Raw genomic sequence first — 12868 nt, 5'->3', positions numbered from 1 at the left:
ACGGGAGTTCATATACCGGTCCTTTTTTTACAAAATATTTAATTGAATGAAGAAGTTATACGTGTTGTTGCTGGCGCTGATTGTTACAAATGGAGTATTTGCCCAAGACTGTAATTGTGAGACCAGTTTCCTTTGGATGAAGCAAACTTTTGAAGATAATGATGCCGGCTTTGCCTATATACTGTCTAAAAAGGGAAAAGAGGCCTATGCAATGCACAACAGCGCCTATCTGGAAAAGGTAAAGCAGATAACCAGTGATAAGGAATGTGCTGTTGCGCTGGGCCATTGGATGAGATTTTTCAGACAGGGCCATATCGGGGTTAGCTACAAAGCAAAGGAGATAGCCGTTGGTACGGTTCCAAAAAAAACAGAGACGATAGCGGTCAACACCCCGGAATTTGAAAAATACCTGACCGCTAAAAAGGATCCAGGCTATGAGGGAATCTGGCTTTCCGAACCCTATAAAATAGGCATCAAAAAAATAGGTGGTAGCTATGTTGGCTTCATCATTGAAACCACTGCTGCACATTGGAAGACAGGTGAGGTTAAAGCGAAATTTGATGAAAATGGTGGCGTATACTACGGTAGAGACAAAACGGAAGTCAAATTCGGCAAATCAAAACTTAAACTGGAAGGTAAGAATGACCTGGAATTGGGCAATTTTTCCTTAAAGAGAATCTACCCGCTACTAAAGAATGATCCTGATACGGAACTGGACTTAAAGCTCTTGAAAAGTTCCAGGCCTTTTCTCGAAAGACTGAATGCTACCACGGTAATCCTGCGTGTGCCTTTCTTTGAAATTACAGAGAAAAAATATATCGATAGCGTGATCAGGGTAAACAGGGCAACTATTTTAGCGACGCCTAATCTGATCATTGATCTGCGCAACAACCCGGGTGGCAGCGACGAGAGTTTTGAAGAGATCCTTCCGTTTCTCTATACAAACCCTGTGAGGTCGGTCGGGGCAGTATTTCTCTCCACCAAACTTAATAATCAGCGGATGTTGGATCTCTCGAACAACCCGGAGTTCGATGAAGCTTCGAGAAAACAACTCAGGAAATACTATGAAAAGCTGGAACAGTCTTTGGGAAAATTTGTCACCCTTTCTGATCAAAAAGTTGACATTCAGACAAGAGACAGCGTCTATACTTATCCACAACAGGTCGGTATTCTGATCAATGAACGGAACGGCAGTACCACCGAACAGTTTCTGCTTGCCGCAAAGCAGAGTAAGAAAGTAAAATTATTTGGTGTAACGACCTTTGGTATGCTCGACATTTCCAATGTACATACTATACCTTTTCCTTGCGGGAAATTTGAACTCTTTTACGGGCTTTCCAAAAGTTATCGTATACCGGGGATGGCGATAGATGACATTGGCCTCCAACCTGATTACTACATAGATAGTACCATAGAGCGCTCTGGATGGATAAAATTCGCCAATGAAGTACTGAATAATAAATAGCCGTAAGAGGAAGAAATTGAGGTCATATAAAAGAAACACGATTTAAAAGGAAAACCTGCGACTAGCACAGGTTTTCCTTTTAAATCTTCTGTGATCCTACTGGCATTACGTGTAGCCAGCCCCCAACCTTAAAAAACGCAGTGCTTTTCCAGTAACTGTTGTACATCGTCTCCATACATAACAGTATAACCCAGATTAATTGCCTGATGAAGGTCTTCACAAGCTTTCTCAGGCTGTTTCATCGCCAGATATACCAAAGCCCTGTTCCTGTAGGCATATGCGTTTTTCGGGTCTAAAGCGATAGACCGTTGAATATCTTTTAAAGCGTTCTTCAGATCTTTCAGCTGATATTTTGCGTGCCCCAAATTATTATATGCAATGGCATTATCGGGATCTATTTCAAGCACTCTGGTATACTGTCTGATCGCTTTTTGATAATCTTTCATACTCATATAGTGAAATCCCAGGTCCCCGACAGCAACAATCTCATTCGGGGCAAGGTTAACCGCCTTTTCGTAGTAAGCGGTAGCTTCATTGCTTCGTCCTAAATTTCTAAGTATGGAGCCCATAGCCACCCATGCCATCACATTGGTCGAATCGAAATCAAGCACCATCTTATAATCCTTATAGGCGCCCGAAAAATCCCGGCTCATCACACGCGCCAATCCCCTGCTGGCAATAATACCGTATTTGGCATCCTCATTGCCTACATACTTTATGGCCGTGTTGTAATCTGCTATGCCCTCATCAAACAGGCGTATGCTGCAATAGGCAAAAGCACGGTGGAAATAAATCATGGGATCGGTAGGGGCTAGTAACAAGCCCGCGTTATAATTTACCAACGCGGAATCCATATTGCCTTTGGCCAGGTAAATTTCGCCTCTCAGGTCAAAAAACTTTTCGCTGACCATATTATTAGCCAATAATTGATTCACCAGTATCAATGCCTCGTCATATTTGCCGGCATCATACATGGCTTTGGCCTGATCGAATAATGGAACCTCAGACTGCCCGTTTTGCTGCGCATAGACGGATAATGTTACCAGCAATAGAAGGCTTAGTATAATTGATTTCATCGATAAAGAATAAACTGCGGCTAATATACTACTTTCAGGCTTTCCTACTTTATCATTCCGGCACGTCATCTACCGGGATACCTCACCTGTTTTGAAGATATGAGCTTAATCTGAACATAGCCACAAAAAAATAATAACATCATCTTTTCAAGCTTCGGGTAATAACAATGATGGGTGTAATTATTCTTCTCTTGAACCAACTGGCATTGTCATAGCGGTTTTCTGGTCAGGATAGTCTATTTTAGTAGTTTAAGTCCCGAGAAAATGAAAACATTTTACCTTACGCTATTTACCCTATTCGTGTTGAAGTCTGCATGTGCACAATCCCTGCATGACTGCACTTCCTGTACTACGCAACGGCTCAAGCCGGAACAAATTGAAAACCTGAGTATTGATGACATCCGGTTCTTAACGAATGACCTGTTTGCCAGAAGAGGATACCGGTTCAAAAGTGGAGAAGTGGATAGCTATTATGCAGAGAAGCCATGGTACAAACCCGTAAAAAATAATGAGGATATTGTCTTCAATGAAATAGAAAAGCAAAATATCAGTTTATTCCAGCAAAGAACGCTTTTCTTAAAAAACAAAAGGGAGAAAATGATTGCTGAACTTCAAAGCCTGAAACAATATGTGTTGGCTGATAATACACCGGAGCTCTCCCGGAGATTTAAATATATCAAATCTACCAGCGATTTTCAATACCTCCAAAAAGCGATAGAGAAGATTAGTATCAATGACATCAACTGGTTCAAGCATAAAGCGAAATATGAACTGACAATCGACGATGGGGATTTTGTCCGGGTTTATTCGATACATATCGATAGGAACAAAATTCGGATACAATATAATAACCAGGGCGGTTCTACCTTAGATGAGCACACCACCCTTTACCCAACAGCCTCTAATAATGAATTTGCTTACTGGTGGGATTTTGAGTTCGATACCATATTGAAATTTATCCGGTTTGATGTAGCCGGCTAAACAGGGGCAACCACTTTAGTATCCGTCATCGAAAGATATCTACTTCCACCACCTGGCCCCCGGAACTTGCTGATGTGCTGTATGCTGAAGCTTTGCGCATGAATATGCGCCGGCTACCCCGCTGAAATCAGCACTTCCGGGTATGGCTGTGGATGGAGATTCTTTACAGCAGCAGCTGCGCATTAATATACCTGCTATAATGGTCAGGCTGTAAAAAATCGGGGGTTCAGACAATGGATGTTTAATGATACAATGACGAAATAAATTTGCTGACATGCATAGCTCAACAATTAGTTGCAAAGCAACTGATACCTTTTAGAGTAGGACAATAAATCAGCCTGCTTACAACAGGAACGCAGATTTCAAAACAACTTTTGATGGCACCGCTGTTCCACGTATTTCCGCCACCATTCACCTGCTGCTGGCTCTCGGGGTTTAAAGTGGCAATGTTGATTTTCTTAAGCGATATTTTTTTGACGTTTTGTTTTTTCATAACATAATATTTGTGAAGGTTAAAGAAAGATTCCGGGGTTCAGCATAAAAAACACGAAACAGTCAGGGGTTCAGCATTAAGTAGTGATGACCGATCCGTTGGAAAGAAAGAGACTACCAAACCGGAAGTGTTCACGTCCGCACAATATTTGTCAGGACCTTCCTAGTCATACCAGGCTAAAAAGTACTTTATTGCCGATTAGCAAATACGATATGGACATTTTTATTAATCAATATTCCTTCCTTTTTAAGCGCTATCATTCATCCCAAATTTCGCTCTTTCCAGCCAACGGGTATAGGAAAAAAACGACATCCTGGGAATTACGCCAGAAGACTTCCCGCTGAACAATCTGGGCTGCTATCGGGAAGTATGCATCGCTTCCACATGTTTATAAATATTCCTGTCTGCTAAGGAACGAACCCCACCACTATACCACAAAAAACAAAAAAACCTTGTAGCATCAAATGCTACAAGGTTTTAATTACGCAAGCATATTTATTTTTACGCTTATCTGTGAGCCCGTTGGAAATACATCGGTAAAAAAACGTTATACGCAACCTTACAGAGTCTATTGCTTACTGCCCCCTATTATGTCCAACGTATATTGGATCTCCGGATCTTTGCCCGCATGGATGTATTGCTGAAACGCTTCAAAAGTCAGCTCTTTGTCGGGCAGACAACCTCTCCCCTTATCTTCCTTCGCCTTCATAAAATATATTTCGCTCATCGGAACAGTTAACTTGCTTTTTGTTTTAGGCAGCATATAGGTATTGAACCATGCCGCTGTAGTGGATGCTTCGCCACTACCGGTTTCCGTACCGATCAGCATACCACGCTTGTTATTCTTCACCAGCGCAGCAAAGTAAGTAGCGGCACTTACTGTACCGCCGCTGATCAGCACATACACGTTACCTTTAAAGCTATTCTTATCCGGCGGATAGTTGGATATAGAACCTTCTGTCAGGCGCGCATTACCATAATAAAACCCGGCTGCACTGTCGTAATCGAACCGTTGTTTCAGAAAGTTCTCGGTCTGCTTTACTTCTTCTTCTCCCATTTTGGTGCCGTAACCATTCAACAGGTTTTCGGCATTATGCAGCTGTATATTCTTTGTCCGGTAATTGAAAACATTGTCGAACGGCTGTAACGCCACAAAGGAATACAGCAGCGCAGACATATTCGGGTTGCCGCCGCCGTTCGACCGGATATCGATAATAACATTGCTGATCTTGCGCTTCTTTACTTCCGCGAAAAAATCGTTCAACTCCTTATACATGGCATTTTCGGCCAGCATAAATGTAAGAACGGTCAGGATGGCGGTAGACTCCTTATCCTGGTATTCCTTCGTTACATAGGCACGCTTCAGGAAAGTATTAAAAGGTAGCTCACCCAGGCTTCGGTTATGGTAGCCGGTTTTAGCATCTACTGCTTTCAGTTGTATGGTAGTGGGGCTTTTAGCGCCGGGCTCCTGGTATACTACTTCATAACTGGTGGCTTCCGGGAAAACAAGGCTGATGAACAAACTAAGACTTGTTGCGGTACGATCGGGCCCCGTTCTGATGAAGCCATCACTATAAGTAGCATACCCAATTTCGCTGAGCAGCTTTGCAGCAGGCATTTTATTAATACGCAGTATCTCTGCGCCGAAAGGAATCGTTGCTCCTTTGGCATTCACAATGATCCTGTCTTTGAAAGTGGTGATGGCCAGTGGAAAATGATTAATACCATAAAATACATCCACCACACGTTCCTCATCATAATCCAGTTTCAGGTGCACATCATTGAATAACTGTACGGGAGAATACCGTAAAGCGCTTACCAGCGACGGATCTTTATCCAGCCGGTTCATCAGGGAATCCATTTTACGATTAAACGTCACCGTGTCTGTGAACTTGTAAGGATTCGGGTGCTGCTGCTTCAACAGCTCAACGGCGTATTTAAAATCATCTTTCAGATCCTGTCTGGTAAATCCGGTAAAAGGTTGTACCTGGGCCAGGGCAGATGTAGTGAGCAGGGACATAAGTATCCCTGATGCAAAAATTTGCTTCATGCTATTGGTAATTTTAAAAACAGTAATCAACACGGTATATTGCCGCGATACAGCCAGGTGAGCGTTGCTCCCGGGTTACATTTTATTAATCAGCGCAATGATGCCCTCATTTTCGATGATCATCATACCCTGCCGGTCTTCGGTAATACCTTCCTGTAAAGTGTAGGTGTACCTGGGCACATTTCCTTCCAGCACCGTAGGCATAAACCGAAACTGTACATTAGGCAGGTCTTTCAGCGCTTCCCCTACTTCGATGATATGGGTGGATACAATAAACAGGCAGTTGTTGTATTCGGAGAATCCTTCCGTAACCGCCAGGGTACCATCAAAGGCGTCTTTCACATTGGTGCCTTTAAACAATTCATCGAACATCAGCAGCAGGTGTTCGCCGGTAGCTGCTGCCAGCGCAGCATCCTTTACCCTGACTACTTCCGCATAGAAATGGCTGTACCCCATGGCGATGTTGTCAGCCACATTGATGCTGGAGAAGATGCCTTCGCGCACCGAAAACACCATTTCAGCAGCGGCTACCGGGAAACCAATATGCGCCATATACATGCCAATACCGATAGATTTCATCCAGGTAGACTTCCCCGCCATATTGGCTCCCGTGAGAAACAGTACATTACTGCCCTCTTTCATTTCGATGTCGTTGCCCACCGCTTTTGCGATACAGGGATGCCGGAGATTACGGGCATGGAACAGATTTTCGGTTTTCTCCACTGCCGTTGCGTAACAAAAATGCCGCTCACGCGATACGTTGCTGACCGCGATGTATACATCTGTTTCTGCAATGAACTGCAGTACGTTCTTCATCGCTTCGTTGTGCCTGTTGCGCAACAGAAAATCATACTGGGATACCGTTTGGGTAGACATCGGCTTGTAGATATCGCAGTCCAGAATTTTACGGATATCCTTTTGATGCATAATGGTCAGTAAGGCTTCCACCCGCTCCTGCAAAGGACTGTTTTCGCGCCGCAGCAACTCCAGCAAGCCAAAACACTTCTTCAGCGTTACAATCGTTGCCTGCAACTGCAACAGGGTATTTTTGAAACGGCCATCTTTCGTAAGGCCGGCCAGTAACTTTTTCAGTTGCATGTCCACCGTCACCGCCCATTGCGATTTTCCTCCCGTCGTGTCAATATACTCCCGCATCAGGGCAACCTGGTCGGCCTCAAAAGGAAATGCGATACCTTTCTCTTCAAAAAACTCAAAAACTGCTACCCGCCGGTTGATGGCAGCGGCATCATGCAGCGGATGGGAAAACATCTCATCCATCAGTTTCTCTCCGATCCGGGTTTTTACTTTATTGAATAAAAAGTATACGGATCCCTGGCGGAATTTCCCCATGAGGTTCAGCTCCCCTACCGATTGGCGATCTATTTTAAAACTCATAATTGCTTATTTAACCGTTTTCCGCCTTTGTTTCCCTGCTTAAGAATGTCCAGTATCCCTTCGTTATTAATAATGATCATTCCATGCTTATCGTTGGTAACGCCTTCTTCCAGCGTATATGTGTATGCAGGCACAGTACCTTTCATCACGGTGGGAAGAAAGTAAAACGCGGCGCTTTCCTTTTTGCGTAGTTCGTCCGCCGCTTCGATAATATGGGAGGAGATGATGAACTTACTATCTTTCCGGTTGGTAAACGCATTACAAACTGCCAGGGTTCCTTCCAGTGCATCTTTCACATTTGTACCCCGGAACAATTCGTCGAACAATACAAACAGTGATTTTCCTTCACTGAGCTCCTGCCCTATTTTCTTCACACGCAATACTTCTGCGTAGAAATGACTGGCCCCGATACCCAGGTTATCAGGCAGATTGATGGTGGTGTATACGCCATCCATCACAGAAAACTCCATCGCCGCTGCGGCTACCGGAAAGCCCATATGCGCGATATAAACGGCGGTACTGAATGAACGCAAGAAGGTAGACTTCCCGGCCATGTTGGCTCCGGTCAGAAAAATCAGGTTACGGGCAGGCGTCATATGAAGACTGTTGGCCACCGCGTTTTTTAAAAGCGGATGATAAACACCGTCCACTTTTAAAATACTGGTTCCTTTCGGGTGTACCACAGGGAATATCATATTATGTTTCAGGGTTACCTGCGCCACTGAAATATATACATCGATATGATAAATAAAATGCAGTAATTGCAGCACTTGCTGTTTCTCCTTACTACGGATCAACACATCAAAAGCCGTAACGGCGGCGAATGAAATGCTGGCATTCGGCTGCGCATTAAACACAGGTATAAAAGCCGGGGCATTCAATATCCCTATGGCCGCCAGCCGTTCTTCCTCCAGCTCTTTTACCGTTCCCATTTCCGCTGATGCCAAATATTGTCTGAGCGTGTGGAAAAGGTTAATTATCGCCATAACCCCATGCTGTACTTCCTTTTCGCTGAGCGATACTTTTGTTCCGCCATCCGGGTTATCATCAAAAGAGATGTATTTCTCTACCTGATCCAACATGGCTCCATCGAAAGGAAAAGAGGCCTTCCTGTTCACAAAAGCAGTAATGGTATTGATCCGTTTGAGGATCGCTTCCCGGTTGTTCAGCGGTTTCCTGAACATGGCTTCCATAATGGTTTGCCCACCACGGGTAAATGAATGATTATAAATATCGTAAATACCCTGTGTGTCTGCTTTCGAAAACAAGCGCAGATCATCCATCGTCTGCATATCTGTCTGCAAATACATAATTATACTTTTTATGAAACAATTAAAGTACCCGCTATTTGCGTTTTCTTCTTATCAGTATCACGATAGCTGCGGCCAGGATAAAGGCAGGTACTACATATTGCAGCACCATCTTCCATGTTTTGGCCGGGGCCTTTTTGATCGTCAGCCGTATATCGGTGGGCACTTTGAAATTATGGTAAACAGGGAACCTGTTATCAACCGTATAGCTGTAGAACGCATTGCCATAATCCTTTCCGTCTCCTTTAGCCGCAGACATCATGTCCGCATCGCTGGAAATAATGATCTTCTGCAATTTGTTACCGATTTTGCGGGTAAGCTGCAGGCCCACAGGATAAGGTGCTTCCGTCCTGTAGTCCCCCTCCGCGGCATTGAATACAGGCGCTGCAGAATCCACTACCAACAAGCCTCTTTCTATCCAGGTATTGGGATTGTTATGTACAGTGGTAATCTGTTCTACCTTAAATCCTGTGGTATCAGAATAGCGTAATACACTGGCGCCAATGATAGCGGTATAGCAAGCATTCGTCAGGCCGTTTCTGAAGTAGAAAAACGGCTGCTCATCAGCCATGTCCGTACCTTTCTTAGCAATCAATCCGGCAAACTTGTGTGGCATATCCTGCGGATTCGGCGCTACGATGGTACCTTCATCCGCATTTACCCCCACATGATTCAGAATCGGGTTCATGATAAACTGCTTGCCTGGTTCAGTATAAAACATAGCGTTCCCCCCGTTGTCGATATACTGTTTAACGCTATCGATAAGGGCCTTATCCAATATTGATTTCGGATCAGCTATCACCAGTACATCATCGGGATTAAATCTACCGGAACCCAGGGCCGGGATGGTGTCGAAATTCAATCCCATATTAATCAATGCATTCCTGGATGATTTATTGACGGTATGGTTGCCATACTCCCGTTCACCGGATTTAAGGGGCGAACGCTCATAGTGACCTGTCAGAAATTTAAACGTAGGCGTTGTATCATTCATTAAACGTAACAGACTGCCGGAAACATGCCTTTCACTTGGAAAAACTTCCGGATCCAGGTACGTTCTCAGGAATGTCTTTTTCCCTTTATACTCCACCTGCATCAATAAGCCTTTTGCTTCGGACTCCAGGTCGATGAGGCGCCTGATTTCTGCGGGTGTTTTATAGATAGAGAGGTCGGTTTTATACATTTCCGCATACTTCTCCGCTATTTCTTCCAGCGATTTGCCCGGGTACGTCTGAAATATGGAATTGTCACCCTTGTTCACATCGTAATAATATACATACTCAAACTCCATATTATTGTAAAAGCGGCGGTATCTGGCCCAGAAGTTCCACAGATAGCTATTGCGCGCAGTAGGCACCCCACTCCCCAGATTATACCCCAACAGGTTCGTATACAGCGTTATCTTCAACGGCGATCCGTCCAGCTGCTTCAATACGCCCTGGGTATTTTCATGCAGCGTATTTACTTTTCCTCTCGTCACATCACAATAGCCGATCAGCCCGTGCAGAGAGGTAACAACAAGTATCACCACCGTTATCGCAAACACCGACAGGTATCTGCCTGCCGATACACGCCATGATTTCGACTCGGTAACGGATTTCGTTTTGATGATGGTGAAGATGATAAAAAGGGAAGTAATACTGAAGAAGTAAATAAGGTCCTTTGTGGTAATCAGGCCAGCCAGTAAGTTTTCTACCCTCCCCGAGCTGGAAAGGAAATAGGTGACATCCCGCACATAATCTGTTCCCTGGAACAGCATCCGTAACGTGGTGAACAGGGTCAGTACCACAAATGTTCCGATCCCGGCAACAATCGGATAGGAAGTTAAACTGGAAATATACATCCCTACTGCCACATACATAGCCGCCAGTAAAAAGAAGCCCAGTACCATCGCCAGGATATGCAGGAACTCTGCATCCTTAATAGAAAAGGTCAATACGATTACCTCTGCCAGGAAAATCAGGATCATCAGGCATACAAAACTGTACACACCCAGAAACTTACCCAGGATGATCTGGCGTGTTTTCACAGGCGACGAATGCAGCAACTTAATGGTCCCGGCTGCATATTCCCGGTTGATTACGCCCATGGTCAGCAGCGGAATGAATAAAAAGAAAATCATCAGCACCGTATCAAGCCCCTTACCGATCACCGTTCTGGTCAGCGGCATATTCAGAAACCCACTGAAAGCATCCCCTTGCAACTCAAGCATGGCGTCCTGCTGTAGCGCAGTATCATACAGATTCCCCATGATAATGCCCGCACTGGACATCAGGAATAAAATCAATACAAACCATGCGATCGGTGAAAAGAAAAAATACCGTAATTCCGCCCGCGCTATATTAAAAACTACTTTCATTAGTGTAAGATTGAAGAAGAATTTGATGATAATTGTTTGAATACATCGTCCATACCGGAAGATTCCGTGTGAATAGCAGTGAGTCTCCAGTTTTTCTCTGCGCTCTTCCTCACAATTCTTTCCGCCAGATCGTCGTTGGGCTGGAAATAGATCCGGCATTTGTTATCCGGCAGCAACTCTACTTTCTGTACATCTGCTATCGCCATTAGCTCTTCAGGTGCAGGCATATGGAGCATTCTGGCCACCATGGTATTGGGCTGGAGGATATTATTGAAAGCATCGAGGGTATCTGCAAACACGACCTGCCCGGCTTCTATCATGATGATCTCTTTGGCGAGCAGGTTCACTTCAGACAATACATGCGACGACAACAATACCGCATGGTCCTGCGCAATTTCTTTTATCAGTTTCCTGGCTTCAATGATCTGATTCGGATCGAGACCATTGGTAGGCTCGTCGAGAATCACCACCTTCGGTTTATTGATGATGGATTGCGCGATACCTACCCGCTGGCGATATCCGCCCGACAAATTCTTTATAAGGCGCGACCTCATCTGCGTAATAGACGTTTTCTCCAGTACTTCTTCCACGGCCCTTTTAATCAGGCGCTTATCCATCAACCTTAGCTGTGCGGAATATTCCAGGTACTCCTGCACGGTAAAATCCATATAAAGGGGCGCCTGCTGTGGTAAAAAGCCGATCTGCTTTTTATAGGCAATAGGATCCTCTTTGATGTTCAACCCATTGATGGAAACATTCCCCTCTGTTTGCAGCAAGGTGCCGCAGATGATATTCATCGTGGTAGACTTACCGGCTCCGTTCGAACCCAGCAATCCAACAACACCGGTATCATTGATCTCAAAATTTATTTCGCGTATGGCCCAGGAACTGGCATACTTATGCGATAGGTTCTCCACCTTTAATATAGGCTGCATATGCTATTACTTATGATTTAAAACTTGGATTAGAAATGACCGATACTTTTTGCCCTGGCCGAAAAAACACTGGCATTGGTCCATGTTCCGGTTACCAGCATCGTACGTGCTTTAAACAGCCATTGGACGCTTAGTGTAGTACTACCCGGACTAATATTTATTTCGGACAGCGTATCCAGTGCGACGCCGGTTGCATGATCTTTCACGGCAAAACGGAAATTCTTTACAGATGCGTTAACAGGCACCTTTATAAAATCAGACAGTTGTTCATAGGCGAGATTGGTCACCATAGTTACCGCTACCGGCTCCAGCTGCACCACATCGATTGATCTGTTATCGAAGAGGTTAATAATCCGGAGATGGGCCACACTGTCATGCAGACTACGCGGAGGAAGCTGTTCCTTGATAGTTTTTTGTTTCACCTGCGTTGGACTACCGTATACGAATTGCGTAAAAATCCCGCCGGGCTCCAGTTGCAGGCTGGTTTTCAGGAAGAATTTGCCGGGCTGGAGGGTATCATTATTCCTGAACAACGTAACCGGTTGCTCCATTTTATCCGTAGCATAATCATAAGAGTTGCCACTGCCGATATAAGACAGCCGGTTGTAGTATTTGGGTTGTGCATTTCCAAAATAGGCTGTCAGGAAAGAAGTATTGTCGTTAACGCCATTCACAATCGTCAAAGACGCCGGAAATATCGCTTGCGGTAATTCCTTCTTACAGGAAGTACTGAACATCAACATACCACCCGCTAACACGCACGCTTTGAAACATCTTTTATAACTGAATTGAAACATCTTTTTT

General features: G+C 44.5%; 10 protein-coding genes. 2 read left to right on the top strand and 8 right to left on the bottom strand.

The window, feature by feature from the left end; translation table 11 throughout:
- Positions 1–46 precede the first annotated feature (46 nt).
- Positions 47–1465, top strand: coding sequence for a S41 family peptidase (locus OL444_RS15125; protein WP_264732049.1), 1419 nt, complete (start codon positions 47–49; stop codon positions 1463–1465).
- Positions 1466–1593: 128 nt separating this feature from the next.
- On the opposite strand, the gene OL444_RS15120 is transcribed toward OL444_RS15125, so the two are convergent.
- A complete protein-coding gene (locus OL444_RS15120; protein ID WP_264732052.1) occupies positions 1594–2541 on the bottom strand; it encodes a tetratricopeptide repeat protein in 948 nt (315 codons plus the stop codon).
- Between the two features lie 264 nt (positions 2542–2805).
- Between OL444_RS15120 and OL444_RS15115 the strand changes: the two genes are divergently transcribed.
- Positions 2806–3522 (top strand): YARHG domain-containing protein, encoded by a 717-nt coding sequence (locus OL444_RS15115; RefSeq protein WP_264732054.1) that lies wholly within the window; start codon positions 2806–2808, stop codon positions 3520–3522.
- A gap of 283 nt (positions 3523–3805) precedes the next feature.
- Here OL444_RS15115 and OL444_RS15110 read toward each other — a convergent pair whose 3' ends face one another.
- The 7 genes from OL444_RS15110 to OL444_RS15080 form a co-directional block, all read right to left on the bottom strand.
- Positions 3806–4015 carry a class I lanthipeptide gene (locus tag OL444_RS15110; protein ID WP_264732056.1) on the bottom strand — a complete coding sequence of 70 codons (210 nt, stop codon included), beginning with the start codon at positions 4013–4015 and terminating at the stop codon, positions 3806–3808.
- Between the two features lie 568 nt (positions 4016–4583).
- Positions 4584–6065, bottom strand: a complete 1482-nt coding sequence (locus OL444_RS15105; RefSeq protein WP_264732058.1) for a S41 family peptidase — start codon at positions 6063–6065, stop codon at positions 4584–4586.
- Positions 6066–6140: 75 nt separating this feature from the next.
- Entirely contained in the window at positions 6141–7460 is a 1320-nt protein-coding gene (locus OL444_RS15100; RefSeq protein WP_264732060.1) for a MutS-related protein, read from the bottom strand.
- Positions 7457–8770 (bottom strand): MutS-related protein, encoded by a 1314-nt coding sequence (locus tag OL444_RS15095; RefSeq protein WP_264732062.1) that lies wholly within the window; start codon positions 8768–8770, stop codon positions 7457–7459. The genes OL444_RS15100 and OL444_RS15095 overlap by 4 nt, the downstream gene beginning before the upstream one ends.
- Before the next feature lie 34 nt (positions 8771–8804).
- The gene (locus tag OL444_RS15090; protein ID WP_264732064.1) at positions 8805–11129 is read right to left on the bottom strand and encodes an ABC transporter permease subunit; all 2325 of its coding nucleotides are present in this window, start codon (positions 11127–11129) and stop codon (positions 8805–8807) included.
- On the bottom strand, positions 11129–12064 hold the full coding sequence (locus OL444_RS15085) for an ABC transporter ATP-binding protein (RefSeq protein WP_264732066.1): 936 nt from the start codon (positions 12062–12064) through the stop codon (positions 11129–11131). The genes OL444_RS15090 and OL444_RS15085 overlap by 1 nt, the downstream gene beginning before the upstream one ends.
- A gap of 29 nt (positions 12065–12093) precedes the next feature.
- A complete protein-coding gene (locus OL444_RS15080) occupies positions 12094–12861 on the bottom strand; it encodes a hypothetical protein (protein WP_264732068.1) in 768 nt (255 codons plus the stop codon).
- Between the last annotated feature and the right edge of the window lie 7 nt (positions 12862–12868).

Origin of the sequence: Chitinophaga nivalis (assembly GCF_025989125.1) — a bacterium.
GTDB lineage: Bacteria > Bacteroidota > Bacteroidia > Chitinophagales > Chitinophagaceae > Chitinophaga > Chitinophaga nivalis.
This window is presented reverse-complemented; position numbering and strand designations above follow the sequence as displayed.

Excerpts from the sequence above, each read along its gene's own strand:
- OL444_RS15125 (WP_264732049.1), top strand. The coding sequence starts at position 47 with ATGAAGAAGTTATACGTGTTGTTGCTGGCGCTGATTGTTACAAATGGA.
- OL444_RS15120 (WP_264732052.1), bottom strand. The coding sequence starts at position 2,541 with ATGAAATCAATTATACTAAGCCTTCTATTGCTGGTAACATTATCCGTC.
- OL444_RS15115 (WP_264732054.1), top strand. The coding sequence starts at position 2,806 with ATGAAAACATTTTACCTTACGCTATTTACCCTATTCGTGTTGAAGTCT.
- OL444_RS15110 (WP_264732056.1), bottom strand. The coding sequence starts at position 4,015 with ATGAAAAAACAAAACGTCAAAAAAATATCGCTTAAGAAAATCAACATT.
- OL444_RS15105 (WP_264732058.1), bottom strand. The coding sequence starts at position 6,065 with ATGAAGCAAATTTTTGCATCAGGGATACTTATGTCCCTGCTCACTACA.
- OL444_RS15100 (WP_264732060.1), bottom strand. The coding sequence starts at position 7,460 with ATGAGTTTTAAAATAGATCGCCAATCGGTAGGGGAGCTGAACCTCATG.
- OL444_RS15095 (WP_264732062.1), bottom strand. The coding sequence starts at position 8,770 with ATGTATTTGCAGACAGATATGCAGACGATGGATGATCTGCGCTTGTTT.
- OL444_RS15090 (WP_264732064.1), bottom strand. The coding sequence starts at position 11,129 with ATGAAAGTAGTTTTTAATATAGCGCGGGCGGAATTACGGTATTTTTTC.
- OL444_RS15085 (WP_264732066.1), bottom strand. The coding sequence starts at position 12,064 with ATGCAGCCTATATTAAAGGTGGAGAACCTATCGCATAAGTATGCCAGT.
- OL444_RS15080 (WP_264732068.1), bottom strand. The coding sequence starts at position 12,861 with ATGTTTCAATTCAGTTATAAAAGATGTTTCAAAGCGTGCGTGTTAGCG.